This is a genomic window from Sphingobacterium corticis, assembly GCF_042684745.1.
Taxonomy (GTDB): Bacteria; Bacteroidota; Bacteroidia; order Sphingobacteriales; family Sphingobacteriaceae; genus Sphingobacterium; species Sphingobacterium corticis.
The window spans coordinates 79,235-93,154 of sequence record NZ_JBHUMA010000006.1; the positions used below are offsets into that span (position 1 = coordinate 79,235).

The window sequence follows — 13,920 nt, forward strand, 5'->3', positions numbered from 1 at the left end:
TCTTTAAGTATGTTTTCCTATTGCAAAGGTATTCAAATTAAAATGTCCTTGGTCAATATTTCCAGATAAATTAATCTGCAAGAGGTAGTTTTTTGCGTAATTTGCTGAAGTTAATTCGAGTGCTGTATTTCGTGGTGTTTGGATTGCACGAAATGTTTTATCACCAAATGATCGTACAAATATGACTAATAATCACATCAACTATATTGAGTTTAAGGGCAGAGATTTAGTAGCAATAAAGAGTTTTTACACGCGCGCTTTTGATTGGGTTTTTACCGATTATGGACCCGATTATATTGCCTTTTCCGGAAGCGGATTGGATGGCGGATTTGAAAAATCTGCAACAGATCCAATCAATGGTGTACTCGTAGTACTTTACCACGAGGATTTGATGGTGGCGAAAGAACGGGTAATCGGAGCGAAAGGTATTATTACACAAGATATCTTTTCATTTCCCGGAGGGCACAGATTTCATTTTACAGATCCATCCGGTAACGAGTTGGCACTTTGGTCAGATAAATAGATCTAGAAAACATCATTTAAATATTTTGTAAAATAGTATGACCTCAAAAAAGGAGCATCTCATTGATGTGGCTGAAGCGAGTAGAATGGGATGCTCGATGCTGGTTCCTGTGCTTTTAAGTTACGTTGTTCCGTATTTGCTGATATGGAAATCGCATCTTTCCAAAGAATTTTTCGTTGTCGGATATTTGGATGTCGTTCCTGCATTTTTGTATCCACCGCTAGTTGTTTTAGTGATTTTTATAGGTATTATTTTGCATGAAGGATTGCACGGTTTGGCTTGGTCGATTTGCTCAAAAGCTGGATGGGCATCTATTCGCTTCGGGATAATGAAACCTAGTTATACACCATACTGTCATTGCATTGAGCCGCTTAGAGTTAGACAATACATTTTTGGAGCACTCACACCATTATTTGTTTTAGGGATGCTTCCTGCAATCTATGCGTTAATAACTGGCAATTGGCTGTTTTTAATCTTTGGCTTTTTCTTTACCGTTACCGCCGTAGGTGATGTTATGATCGTTATGAAAATGAGAAAGCTACATGCAAGTACGATAGTACTTGATCACCCATCCGAGGCAGGTTTTTATGTCCTAGAGAAACGTTGACAGCGCCAAACCTTTCTTTGATTCGATTTGACTATTGTAATAATTTGGTCAAACCGTGTTAATATATTTTTAACATAACTTACTTTGTTTATATTTGTATGTAAAATTTTATTACCAACACAATAATATTTATCGGTTATGGCAAAGAAGCATTATGTTTCCAACTCCAGCGAGTCCGTTCGCATGTTCAAGAGTAATTTTTTGGAGTCGTTAACGAAGGTGCATTATGCGGTGCCATTACTATTTTGGGTTCCCGTTATTGCTTACTTTATTTGGAGAGCAAATGCAATTGGAGAATTGGGCTTTGGCACTATTGCTTTGTATCTCGTGTATGGTTTGGGATTTTGGACATTGGCGGAATATGTGTTACATAGATGGGTATTTCATTATGAGTTGCCCGGAAAGTTAGGTCGCCGTATCCATTTTATATTTCATGGTGTACATCACGATTATCCAAAAGATAGATTACGTTTGGTAATGCCATTATCTGCCAGCATACCCATGGCGACGATTATTTATTTGATTTTCAGTTTATTCTTTTCTACATACTATTTAGCGGCATTTTTTGCCGGATTTTTAATTGGATATCTTGTTTATGACGAATGCCATTACGCTATCCATCACGCTAATTTTAAATCGGGATTTCTAAAAAGAATTAAGGATCACCATATGCTACATCATTATGCTGATCCAGAAAAAGGCTTCGGTGTAAGTTCCTATTTTTGGGATAAAATTTTCGGCACTACTTTTTCTAAAAAATCCGAAAAAAGAAAAGTAGACAACTCCACCTTACAAAGGTAATTATGGATTGTAAATTTACACATAAGGCTACATGAACTTTATGTTAACTTTGTTTAGGGTTGGTGTTAGTAGCAAGCGCGTTTAAACGAGAAATCACTTGATAATATAGTTTCCGAGCGAGATTTTATGTGTTTGAAACGGATTGCTCATATCTTCCAAGGTGGATCCTTTCTATTCTTCCCAGCGTAGTATAAAATGAGTTGATTGCCGTCAGGGTCTTTTAGCCTAGCTTCTTTCCATAGCCATTTTTGTTCCTTTGGCAAGGATTCGAATACGACGCCTTTTGTTTGCAATTCGATTACATCCTGATCTAAGCTTTCCGTTTCAAAGTAAATCCAAATATTATCGGTTCCGAATTTATTTGATTGATGAAGGGAAAAGGTTGAATCGCCACTTTTGCAGACAAATCGAGCGTAATGAGGCAGTGCTTGTACTATCAATTTCAAACCAAGCATTTCGTAGAAAGAAATCGATTTTTCGACATCTCGTACCGGAATGGTGATTTGATTTAGATTCAACTTCATTTATTTAAGGTTAACGGAGAAAATACGATTTCTAGAGATTTGCTAAGTTAAGAGATACATGGGAATTGAGTTATGTATTCTCCATCCAAAGAAATTCCGATAAAGTTATTTCTGCTTCACTTTGTCTTCGCGAAGATAACCTCCATTTTCTAAACTTGTTCCCACCAATGGAGGAAGGTCTGGTTTTGGTCGAGATATAGCACTTCGCCGATTTTTGGTGTTGCGACGGGAACACCGTTCGTTTGGCCGTGTTTGGAAACTTGCTTCAGCGGTTCATCCCAATCGTGAATGGAAAGAACAAATTTTGATGAATGCACGGGAAGCAATTTTTTTGCACGAAGTTCTTGGCTAGCTTTTACGACTTCGTCCGGCAACATATGGATGTATCTCCACGACTCGTTGTACTGTCCGTTTTCCAATACCGCCCAGTCAAATGGACCGAGTGCATCCCCAATTTTTTTGAAATGTGTGCCATATCCACTATCTCCACCTAAAAATAGGTTTAGATGTTGACCGCGAACGGCAAACGAAGACCATAAGCTGGTATTGCGTTTGAACCACCGTCCCGAAAAATGTCGAGCGGTACAGCTTGTGAAATGTAATCCATCAATATCGGCAGTTTCACCCCAGTACAATTCCGTGATTGTATTTGGTTCATATCCCCAACCTTCGAAATGTGCGCCCACGCCCAATCCGGTAAGCACTCTTTTTACTTTAGGTTTCAAAGCTAAAATCGTTGCATAATCTAAATGATCCCAGTGATCGTGACTGATCACGAGGATATCGATTTCCGGCATATCTTCTACATGGAAAGTGTTTGTTCCAAGAAATGCTTTGACATTGTTAATTGGCGAAGCGTTGCCGCTAAAAACAGGATCGACCAAAATGCGTTTGCCATCCAATTGGAGATAGTAGGAGGAATGGCCAAACCAAACCAATACATTGCTATCCAACGGCAATGCGTTCAGATCCGTTTGTACGTGCGGTAATTCGTGCAAAGGTTGTTTGTTCGGATTGCTCGTGAACAACCATTTTTTGATCACGGTGAACATGGATTCTCCTTCGGCCAAGCTCGGCGTATGCTCTAGGTTATCGAAAACACCATCTTTAAAATTAGGCGTTGCTTCCATACGTGCCAAGCGATCGCCCTTTGCGTAATATCCAACCTTATCCTGCTTGCTAAAAACATATACGGCTACAGCTAACAGCGCTAAAAGAATGATTAGTATTTGCATAAAACGCTTCAAGATGTAAATGGATTTTATTGATAACCCAATAGTTTCATTACTTGCTTAGAGTTTTGCTCCTCGCCAAAAACTTCGTAATTAAACGTTTCATCGCGATTGCGACGAATTAAAACATGTTTCGGAGAAGGCAACAAACAGTGATGGATACCGCCGTAACCACTTAACACTTCTTGGTAAGCCCCAGTATGGAAAAATCCAAGATATTGCACTTTACGTGTTTTAGGCATAAAAACCGAGTTCATGTGCGCTTCCTGATTGTAATAATCCTGACCATCACAGGTAATTCCACCCAAATTCACGCGCTCGTATTCCGAATCCCAATTATTGATCGGCAACAAGATATATTTTTGATTCAATGCCCAAACATCCGGTAGATTCGTGATAAATGAACCGTCTAACATCAGCCATTTCTCGCGATCATTTTGTTGCTTACGACCCAAAACTTTATACAAGATACCCGAAGCTTCCGCTACCGTGTATTTACCAAATTCTGTGATAATATCCGGTTCGATCACATCGTGCGAAGCACAGATTTGCTTGATGCGGTTAACGATTTCATTGACCATGTATTCATAATCGAAATCGTGTACCAAAGAATCCTTGAATGGCATTCCACCACCAATATCTAAGGTGTCCAAATCCGGGTTGATTTTTTTGAACTTACAATATAAGGTCACGTATTTCTCCAGCTCATTCCAATAATATGGTGTGTCGGAAATACCGGAGTTAATGAAGAAGTGCAGTAATTTCACTTTGAAATGTGGGTTTTCCGCCACTTTCGAATTGTAGAAGTCAATGACATCTTCCATACGGATTCCCAAACGAGAGGTATAGAACTGCGAATCAGGTTGCTCTTCCGCGGCAATACGAATTCCTAAATTACAAGGCGCATCCAATTCCACCTCATCATCGTACATATTGAACTCCTCTTTGTTGTCCAATACCGGGATGATATTTCTGTATCCATCATGCAACATATCGACGATATATTGCTTGTATTGATACGTTTTGAAACCATTACAGATAACAGTAATATCTTTAGTGACCGCACCCTGACGTTCCAGCGCATCAATCATCGGCATATCAAAGGCAGATGATGTTTCCAAGTGGATATCGTTCTTCAACGCTTCCTCCACGATGTGTTTGAAGTGCGAAGATTTAGTACAATAACAGTATTTATAAGATCCTCGATAATTGTGCTTCAATATAGCGGTTTGGAAAAGAATTTTCGCCTGCTGGATCTTCTTGCTGATGATCGGAAGATAGGTAAAACGCAATGGAGTACCATACGTTTCGATCATCTCCATCAGGTTTAGATCGTGAAAGTATAATTCGTCATCGATGATGTCGAATCCGTCTTGAGGGAAGCCGACACTTAAGTCAAGAAATTCCTGATAGCTCTGCATTTTTTGTTATTTTTGGCAAAGATATGCTTTCGTAATGAATACCCTATTACAATTACCGTAATTTTTCACCCTCATTATCAGAAGCTTTATAACATTCTTACATTTATATGGCGGATTCATCAATTCAACAAATACTCGTTGCCGAGACCGTAAATGCGGTAAAATCACTTTATTCAGCGGATATTCCTGATACTCAAATTAGTTTGCAAGAAACACGCAAGGAGTTTGAAGGGCAGTTTACCATTGTGGTATTTCCTGTAACACGATTTTCAAAAAAATCGCCAGAACAAACGGGTCAGGACATCGGAGAATTTTTACAAAATGCGATCGAAGATGTAGTATCCTTCAATGTTATTAAAGGCTTTTTGAATGTTGTTTTATCGGATGATTACTGGATCAAATTGTTAAACAATACGATCTCATCCGAAGAATTTGGTGTGTTTCCGGCAACAAGTAAACGGATTATGGTGGAATATTCATCACCGAATACAAATAAACCTTTGCATTTGGGGCATATCCGTAACAACCTTTTAGGTTTTTCGGTGGCTGAAATTTGGAAAGCATACGGTTATGATGTCGTTAAAGCAAACTTGATCAACGATCGCGGAATCCATATCTGTAAATCCATGTTGGCTTGGCAGAAGTTTGGAAATGGAGAAACACCAGAATCTTCCGGTTTGAAAGGTGATCATTTGGTCGGCAAATACTATGTCGAATTCGATAAAGCTTACAAAGCGGAAATTGAAACCTTAAAGGCGGATGGCCAAACGGAAGAAGAAGCGAAGCGCAATGCGCCGCTAATTCAAGAAGCACAGCAAATGCTTCAAAAATGGGAGGCAGGCGACGAAGCGGTAATCAGCCTTTGGAAAACAATGAATGAATGGGTTTATGCTGGTTTTGGCGTTACCTACAATTCCTTGGGCGTTTCTTTCAATAAATTCTACTATGAATCAGACACCTATTTATTAGGTAAAGATATTATCCAAGAAGGACTGGACAAAAATGTTTTCTTTAAGAAAGAGGATGGTTCTGTCTGGATCGATCTGACTTCCGACGGATTGGACGAGAAATTGGTTTTACGTGGCGATGGAACCTCGGTTTACATTACGCAGGATTTGGGGACGGCTCAATTGAAGTTCGATGAATTCGGAATGGAGGAATCTATTTACGTCGTTGGAAATGAACAAGATTACCATTTCAAGGTATTGTTCCTTATTTTAAAGAAACTGGGTAAAGCTTGGGCCGATGGATTGTTCCACTTATCGTATGGTATGGTGGATTTGCCTTCAGGAAAAATGAAATCCCGCGAAGGAACCGTTGTTGATGCCGATGATCTGATGGCAGAAATGGTCGAAACTGCACAAACGCGTACCGAGGAACTGGGCAAAACGGAAGGTTTTTCTGACGAGGAAAAGCAAGCTTTGTATCGCACCATCGGAATGGGCGCATTGAAATATTTCTTGCTAAAAGTAGATCCTAAAAAACGTCTGTTATTCGATCCAAACGAATCAGTAGATTTTCAAGGGCACACGGGTCCGTTTATACAATACACACACGCACGTATTAAATCGATCTTGCGCAAGGCGGATTATGTAGATACGAATACGACTGCCGATATAAAAAATATTACGGTTTTCGAACGCGATTTAGTACAAGCCTTAGGTAATTATCCGAACGTAATTGCTGTGGCTGCGAGAGAGTTTAGTCCAGCGCACTTGGCCAATTACGCGTATGAATTGGCTAAATTGTATAATAAGTTTTATCACGAAGTTAGCGTGTTGAAGGCAGACGATGCGGTAGAAAAAGCGTTCCGTTTAAAACTATCGTTTGCGACAGCGAAAATAATCAAGCATTCCATGAATTTGTTGGGCATCACTGTACCGGAACAAATGTAACGAAGAACAGATGTACAAAGTTGGTTTAATAGGTTTTTCCATTGGCGGTCAGGTTTTCCATGCACCATTTATTTCGGGCAATCCGGCGCTGCAACTTTACAAGGTAACCGCAAGAAAGCAAGAACAACAAGAACTGCTTGCTGCGCGGTATCCGGAAGCAGTTGCTGTACAATCAGCCAATGATATTTTTGAAGATCCTGCAATTGATATTGTGGTCGTTGCCACGTCAAATGATGTGCATTATGATTTTGCAAAAACAGCTTTGCTAGCTGGAAAGCACGTGGTTGTCGAAAAGCCGTTTACCAACACCACCGAACAAGCCGAAGAGTTAATCGCACTTGCTTCTGAAAAGAATTTGTTATTAACCGTTCACCACAATGCGCGTTTTCATTCGGATTTTAAGACCGTTCGTAAACTTATTCTAGAGAACGCTGTCGGCCGATTGACAAACTACGAAGCACGGTATGATCGTTTCCGAAATTATCTTCGCGAAGGTGCTTGGCGCGAAAAGAATTTGCCTGGTTCCGGCATTCATTACGATTTAGGTGCGCACTTGATCGATCAAGCTTTACAGTTATTCGGTGCACCTCAAACAGTCTTTGCAGATCTTCGCGTGCAACGCGATGGGGCAGAAGCAATCGATGATTTTGAGATTATTCTTTCGTACGATGCGCTGAAAGTTTCGCTAAAAGGACAAATGCTGGCGAAATTGCCAACGCCGAGGTACGCTTTGTATGGAACGGCAGGTTGCTTTATCAAACCAGGAACTGATCCGCAGGAGGAGATGCTTCGCAGCGGAAGTTTACCGCACCTAAACGCAGATTGGGGATTGGAGCCGGAATCGACCTACGGCACTTTGGCTGTTGAGGATCCCGAACACGGCGAACGCATCGAACCTGTTGCGAGCGAGCGTGGTTCTGGACAAGATTTTTATGCTAATATGGTGGATGTATTGGATGGCAATAGTACATTGATTGTACAGCCGAAACAAGCTCGCGATGTTATTCGCATTTTAGAACTTTGCGAACAATCTTGGGCGGAGAAAACCGTGATCTCTTTGGCTGGAGAACTTATTGCGTATGCCTAAATTCGATGCCATAATTGTTGGTGCGGGAGCGTGCGGATTAATGTGCGCTGCGCAAGCAGGCTTATTGGGTAAGCGTGTTTTGGTGCTGGAACGAAATGCTAAACCGGGCGCCAAAATTTTAATCTCCGGTGGAGGGCGATGCAATTACACCAATTTGCATACATCCATCGAAAATTTCGTCTCCGAAAATCCATCTTTTCTTCATGCTGCTTTCAGCCAATGGTCCGTGGATGACACAATTCAATTTTTCGAAAGCTTCGGTCGCATCCGAGGCGTAGAAAAAACCTTAGGACAATTATTCCCGCAATCCAATAAGGCAAAAGATATCGTCGAGGTATTCGTTCGCTTAATGGCGGAAACCGGACAAGTTTTACAGCTGAATAGCTTGGTGAAAAGCATTCGCAAAGAAAGCGAAGCGTTTTTTGTGGAAGTAGAAGCGGACGGTCGTCAACAAACCATTCAATCGACGAAAGTGGTTCTAGCTTCCGGTGGATTACCCGTGCATAAATTGGGCGCTTCAGATTTTGCGCTTCGAACTGCGAAGCAATTTGGCCATCGCGTTGTGCGAACTGCTCCAGCGCTCGTCCCTTTAACTATAACTGGGAAAGATGCAGATTGGTATGCTGCCTTGTCGGGAAATTCTCTGTTTGCGCGCGTTTGGAATGAACGTATATCTTTTGAAGAAAATATGCTGTTTACACATTGGGGACTGAGCGGTCCAGCGATATTACAAATTTCATCGTATTGGCGCGCGGGAGAGAAGTTCTTTGTTGATTTATTACCGACGCACCGTATGGATGCGCTGATCAAAGAAGAAAGGCAGTTTGGCGGTAAGCGCACGGTATCTCAAGTTCTGCAAGATCATTTCTCACGGAAATTGGTGGATGCATTAGGCAGTTTTCTGCCTTTGAGTTTGAAGATCGCATCATTAAGCAAAGCCGACGCAAAACTCATTCATGATTCGATTCACAGTTTTACGGTAAAGCCTGCCGGCGACAAAGGCTATGACAAAGCCGAGGTGATGTCCGGTGGTGTTGCAACAGATGAAATAAACGCAAAAACCATGGAATCAAAATTAGTTTCCGGACTGTATTTCGGTGGCGAAGCGATGGATGTTACCGGTTGGTTGGGCGGTTATAATTTCCAATGGGCTTGGGCTTCAGGCTACGCCATTGCACAAGCGATTTAATTATCTCATTTCAATTCTCACGATTTTTTCCTACCCGAAATTAGATAATCCTTTGCGGGAAGAATCAAATTTCAATAGAATGAATAGCAGGATTGTGAACGACCACAAAGACGATCCTCCGTAACTGATAAATGGAAGCGGAATTCCGATAACAGGTACAATACCTATCGTCATACCAATATTAATAAAGAAATGGAAGAAGATAATAGAAACGACCCCATATCCGTATATCCTACCAAAAGCAGATCGTTGTCTTTCAGCGATATTCACCAATCGCAGCAGTAGCGCCAAATAAACACCTATAAGAATCATACAACCTACAAAACCCCATTCTTCGCCAACGGTACAAAAGATGAAGTCAGTACTTTGTTCCGGAACGAAGTTATATTTAGTTTGCGTGCCTTGTAAATAACCTTTCCCAAAAAGCTGGCCCGATCCGATAGCGATTTTAGATTGGTTAAGATTATAACCTTGGCCACGAGGATCATCAATTTTCCCCAAAATGATGTCAATACGGTTTCGTTGGTGCGTTTGTAAAATGCTATTGTATGCAAAATCAACGCAAAGTATATACAGCGATGACGCTAAAAACAAAATACCGATATTAATCAGGTTTTTTCGTTTCCGACGAAGCAAATACATAAATACTCCAGCTGTGACGGCTAAGATTCCTATCAGAATCCACTGATTGAATACCAATGCCAACAGAAACAAAACGATCGCAAGTCCTGCAATAACTAGTACGTTCGTGCCGACGTAACCTTCTCTGTAGAATACAAAAATTAAAGAGAAGAAAGCCAAAGCCGATCCCGTATCGGGCTGAAGCATGACAAGTAAAACTGGGAACAGCACAATTGCCACACCGAAAAATAGTGTTCGTAAATTCGGGTTTTTAGTAATTTGGTTACTGAGATAGAAGGCCAACAATAAGCAAGTAGCTAACTTACCAAACTCAGATGGTTGTAAACGAAAGCTTCCAAGTGGAATCCAAGCCTGATTACCGCCAACGTTTCGTCCGACTACCAATACCGCTATAAGCAAAAGCGCAACGATAAAATAAACAAAGGGCGCTGATGTGATGAAAAAGTTTGCATCGATGATTAGAATACTGAACCCGATGATAATTGCAGTACCAATGAAAATCGATTGCTTGCCATAATTCGTTTCCAAATTAAACAGGCTTGCATGATCCGGATCGTAGACCGCTGCATGAATATTAAACCAACCGATTAAACAGAGCATAAACCAAAGGCACACCGTCCACCAGTCAATTTGTCCGAAAAAACTTTTTTTCTGTAAGCTATTCATGTCTACGCGGTCTTTGACTGTGGTGCACCAATAGAGCTGATGTTCCGTGTTGTTGCTTTTCTTTTTCCTTCTTGTTGTTCAACGCCGTTTGTGGTACTTCTACCGGTTTTTTCGGCTTGGGGCGCAAGTCACCGTTGTAAATACGATCTTGCAAATATTTCGGTAAGCTAATCGTATCGCGGATATAATTTTCTACCAACATGCTCGCAATTGGCGCAGCCCATGTTCCGCCATATCCAGCGTTTTCCACAAAAACAGCAATAGCGATTTTTGGATTCTCTCGCGGAGCAAATGCAAAAAACACGGCGTGATTTTCGCCATGCGGATTCTGCACGGTTCCTGTTTTACCACACATTTCAATACCAGGAATCGCTACCGCACGTCCTGATCCGCTTTTGTTGACAACGCGGCTCATTCCTTCAATAACTGATTCGTAGTATTTAGCATCAACTCCTGCCGAGATTTTTTCTGCAAACTCCGGTTTCACAATTTGTTCTTCACCAATCCCTTTGATCAAGTGAGGACGATAATAAAAGCCTCTATTAGCAACTATAGCCGTTAAATTGGCCATTTGGAGCGGCGTAATTCCGAGTTCGCCTTGCCCAATAGACAACGAGATGTTAAACGACGAACGCCATTTGCTACTGCCATAAATCTTCGTATAATAGTTAGAGGTAGGTACCAACCCAGGTTTCTCTCCTGGAAGATCAATGCCTAGTTTGTTTCCTAAACCGAATTTCATCAACGCTTCACGCCACAAATCGTAAGCCTGCGGTCCAGACATACCTCGCCCATCAATCATTCGGGCGAATACATTCGCGTAGTATGGATTACACGATGCTTCGATGGATCTCGCTAAATCAATTGTTCCATGCACGCCCGTGCATCGCATTAAACCTCTTCCGCCACCATAGCGATAGCCGCCATTACAAGTGAAGCGTGTGTTGGCATCGATCATACCTGCTTGTTGCGCGGTTAATGCGGCAACAATTTTGAAAATAGATCCTGGAGGATAGGAGGCCTGAATTGGACGTAAGAACATCGGTTTGTTTTCGTTGCGCAACAAATCCATGTAGTTGTTCCCCAAATCGCGGCCTACCATCAAATTTGGATCGTAAGTCGGACTACTGACCATCGCCAAAATTTCTCCGCTAGAAGGTTCGATGGCAACGACTGATCCCAACTTATTTTTCATTAATCGCTCAGCTAAAATTTGCAAATCGCGATCCAGCGATGATACCATTCCATCACCAGTAACTGCCAAGGTATCATATTTGCCCTCCATGAAAGATCCTTGTGGACGATTCAACGCATCCACCATTTGATTTTTCACACCACGCTTCCCACGAAGCAAATCTTCATAAGCGCGCTCTACCCCGGTAGCGCCGATGTAATCGCCAGGACGATAAAATCCCTCGGAACGCTCGATGTCGCGTTGATTGACTTCTTGAATGTATCCCAAAAATTGCGCAGCAATGCTATCTGGGTAACTTCGAACTGTTCTATTTTGGACATAGAATCCACGGAATTTATACAAGTGCTCCTGCAAGCGTGCGTACGTAGTGGAGGAAAGCTGCTTTTCGAATTGGGAAGCCCGATAAGGTGAATGCGATTTTGCTTTCTCCATCCGTTGGATATATCCTTCTTTGTCGATACCAATCAAATCGCACAATAGCAAGGTGTCAATATCTTTAGCCTCGCGCGGAGTAACCAATAAATCGTAAATCGGTTCATTCTGTACTAAAATCTTACCGTTACGATCCAAAATCGCTCCACGAGCAGGATAAACAATTACTTTTCGCAATACATTATTGTTCGCGGACAAAATGTAGCTATCGTCAATGATCTGAATATAGAATAATCGAATCACGATGAGCAGTGCCGTCGTAATAAAGATGCCTTGAATGACGTATTTTCGTGTAAAGAAACTATTGTTCATATACGCGATAGCTGATTAAATTAAATACCTAACCTTGATTTGCGTTTGTAAAATAACAGGCTGATAAGCATAGCGATAACGAATGTACTTAAACTACTTAACACGATGCTTCCAATCGTCTGTAAAAAGTTATGGAAAGAAAAGACTTCAATAACAAAAAGCAAAAAGTGATGAATTAATATGCTGAAAAAGACGTAAGATATATACCACTTTGATCCCAAATCGCCCCAAGATGGACTATTGGAAGATTGGCGAACATCCATTTCCAGTGTTACGCGAATAAACGCAATTCTAAACCAAGCTAAAGCTACGCACGCTGCGGTGTGAATTCCTAAAGAATCGTAAAACGCGTCGACCGTTAGTCCGGTAATGAATGCGAAGACGTATAAAAAGAAATTAGAGGTGCGTAACGGCAGCAGCAAAATTATCAGAATATACGGAAACGGAGCTGCTAGGTTGTAGTAACCAATATTTTTGAAGAGTACAACCTGAATAGCGATCATCGCCAGAAAACGAAGTACATTTTGGATCATTACTTTAGCCATTGTCTTCCCTTTCCGATTCTAAAGATTGCTTTTCTTCTTCCAAATTATCCTTTACAACATACACATGATGCAAATTATAGAAGTTGGTGCTTAGCTTAACGCGGATATCCAAGAAGCTTTCGCCCGACGTAATACCGGTTTCATCAACTTCTCCCACCTTAATACCTTTAGGAAATAAAGAAAATCCGGATGTGCGGATTACTTGGCCTTTCTCCGCTTTAATATGGTTCGGAATATCGCGTAATGTTCCTAATCGCGGATCCATATTATTGCCCCAAACCAACGACCCGAAGGCTTCGGTGCTATCTAATGTGACGGAAACACGTGAGTCGGGGTGAAGAAGCGAACGTACGGTGGAAAAATTAGTTGATACTTGTAATACGATACCTACTACTCCGTTCGATGTAATTACGCCCATACCTTTTTCAATACCTGCATTGGTACCTCTGTTTAGCGTTAAGTAATTACTTTTTTGGTGAATACTATTGTTTACCACCTCGGCAACAATAAACTCATACCGACTTTCGTCTATGGAATCTGCTAATGGAATAGAGTCAACGGTATCTTTCAGGATAAATTGTTGTAATTTTTGGCGAAGCAATGCATTTTCCCTTGCTAGATCTTCGTTCGTTTGGTCAAGGTCGAGGTAGCTTTTCCAACTGTTTAAGCGGCCGTAAAATGAGCCGACAACCGCATTAGATGAGCTGATAAAAGACGAACGCTGAAAACTATTGTTGCGGATTGCTAGTAAGATAGCTACCGTAAAAAAAAGGAGGAACCAGAAAAAGGCGTTATAACGAATTAAGAAAAGCCAAAGGTTTTTCATCCTGTTAGTTTATTGTTCTATTT

The 13,920-nt window shown here is 41.2% G+C and carries 13 protein-coding genes; 6 read left to right on the top strand and 7 right to left on the bottom strand.

What is annotated here, in order from left to right:
* The first annotated feature begins 181 nt into the window (after positions 1-181).
* From ACFSQ3_RS06425 to ACFSQ3_RS06435, 3 genes are all read left to right on the top strand, one after another.
* Entirely contained in the window at positions 182-523 is a 342-nt protein-coding gene (locus ACFSQ3_RS06425; protein ID WP_380868597.1) for a VOC family protein, read from the top strand.
* A gap of 37 nt (positions 524-560) precedes the next feature.
* Positions 561-1,130 carry a DUF3267 domain-containing protein gene (locus ACFSQ3_RS06430; RefSeq protein WP_380868599.1) on the top strand — a complete coding sequence of 190 codons (570 nt, stop codon included), beginning with the start codon at positions 561-563 and terminating at the stop codon, positions 1,128-1,130.
* Between the two features lie 138 nt (positions 1,131-1,268).
* The gene (locus tag ACFSQ3_RS06435) at positions 1,269-1,931 is read left to right on the top strand and encodes a sterol desaturase family protein (RefSeq protein ID WP_380868601.1); all 663 of its coding nucleotides are present in this window, start codon (positions 1,269-1,271) and stop codon (positions 1,929-1,931) included.
* Between the two features lie 146 nt (positions 1,932-2,077).
* Here ACFSQ3_RS06435 and ACFSQ3_RS06440 read toward each other — a convergent pair whose 3' ends face one another.
* From ACFSQ3_RS06440 to ACFSQ3_RS06450, 3 genes are all read right to left on the bottom strand, one after another.
* The gene (locus tag ACFSQ3_RS06440) at positions 2,078-2,455 is read right to left on the bottom strand and encodes a VOC family protein (protein WP_380868603.1); all 378 of its coding nucleotides are present in this window, start codon (positions 2,453-2,455) and stop codon (positions 2,078-2,080) included.
* A gap of 149 nt (positions 2,456-2,604) precedes the next feature.
* On the bottom strand, positions 2,605-3,690 hold the full coding sequence (locus ACFSQ3_RS06445; protein WP_380868605.1) for an MBL fold metallo-hydrolase: 1,086 nt from the start codon (positions 3,688-3,690) through the stop codon (positions 2,605-2,607).
* A gap of 26 nt (positions 3,691-3,716) precedes the next feature.
* A complete protein-coding gene (locus ACFSQ3_RS06450; RefSeq protein WP_380868607.1) occupies positions 3,717-5,108 on the bottom strand; it encodes an arginine decarboxylase in 1,392 nt (463 codons plus the stop codon).
* A 107-nt stretch (positions 5,109-5,215) separates the two neighbouring features.
* Between ACFSQ3_RS06450 and argS the strand changes: the two genes are divergently transcribed.
* From argS to ACFSQ3_RS06465, 3 genes are read left to right on the top strand one after another with little or no spacing between them, the layout of a single operon-like run.
* Complete coding sequence (gene argS / locus ACFSQ3_RS06455; RefSeq protein WP_380868608.1) at positions 5,216-7,003, top strand: arginine--tRNA ligase; 1,788 nt, start codon at positions 5,216-5,218, stop codon at positions 7,001-7,003.
* A 10-nt stretch (positions 7,004-7,013) separates the two neighbouring features.
* The gene (locus ACFSQ3_RS06460) at positions 7,014-8,090 is read left to right on the top strand and encodes a Gfo/Idh/MocA family oxidoreductase (RefSeq protein ID WP_380868610.1); all 1,077 of its coding nucleotides are present in this window, start codon (positions 7,014-7,016) and stop codon (positions 8,088-8,090) included.
* The gene (locus tag ACFSQ3_RS06465; RefSeq protein WP_380868612.1) at positions 8,083-9,279 is read left to right on the top strand and encodes a BaiN/RdsA family NAD(P)/FAD-dependent oxidoreductase; all 1,197 of its coding nucleotides are present in this window, start codon (positions 8,083-8,085) and stop codon (positions 9,277-9,279) included. Before ACFSQ3_RS06460 ends, ACFSQ3_RS06465 begins: the two co-directional genes overlap by 8 nt.
* A gap of 30 nt (positions 9,280-9,309) precedes the next feature.
* Here the strand turns inward: ACFSQ3_RS06465 and rodA are convergent, their stop codons facing one another.
* From rodA to mreC, 4 genes are read right to left on the bottom strand one after another with little or no spacing between them, the layout of a single operon-like run.
* Positions 9,310-10,587, bottom strand: coding sequence for a rod shape-determining protein RodA (rodA, locus tag ACFSQ3_RS06470; RefSeq protein WP_380868614.1), 1,278 nt, complete (start codon positions 10,585-10,587; stop codon positions 9,310-9,312).
* Positions 10,580-12,526 (bottom strand): penicillin-binding protein 2, encoded by a 1,947-nt coding sequence (mrdA, locus tag ACFSQ3_RS06475; RefSeq protein WP_380868615.1) that lies wholly within the window; start codon positions 12,524-12,526, stop codon positions 10,580-10,582. Before mrdA ends, rodA begins: the two co-directional genes overlap by 8 nt.
* Positions 12,527-12,546: 20 nt before the next feature.
* Positions 12,547-13,071: a rod shape-determining protein MreD gene (locus ACFSQ3_RS06480; RefSeq protein WP_380868617.1), complete on the bottom strand. Its 525-nt coding sequence runs from the start codon at positions 13,069-13,071 to the stop codon at positions 12,547-12,549.
* The gene (mreC, locus tag ACFSQ3_RS06485; protein ID WP_380868618.1) at positions 13,064-13,897 is read right to left on the bottom strand and encodes a rod shape-determining protein MreC; all 834 of its coding nucleotides are present in this window, start codon (positions 13,895-13,897) and stop codon (positions 13,064-13,066) included. The genes ACFSQ3_RS06480 and mreC overlap by 8 nt, the downstream gene beginning before the upstream one ends.
* Positions 13,898-13,920 lie beyond the last annotated feature (23 nt).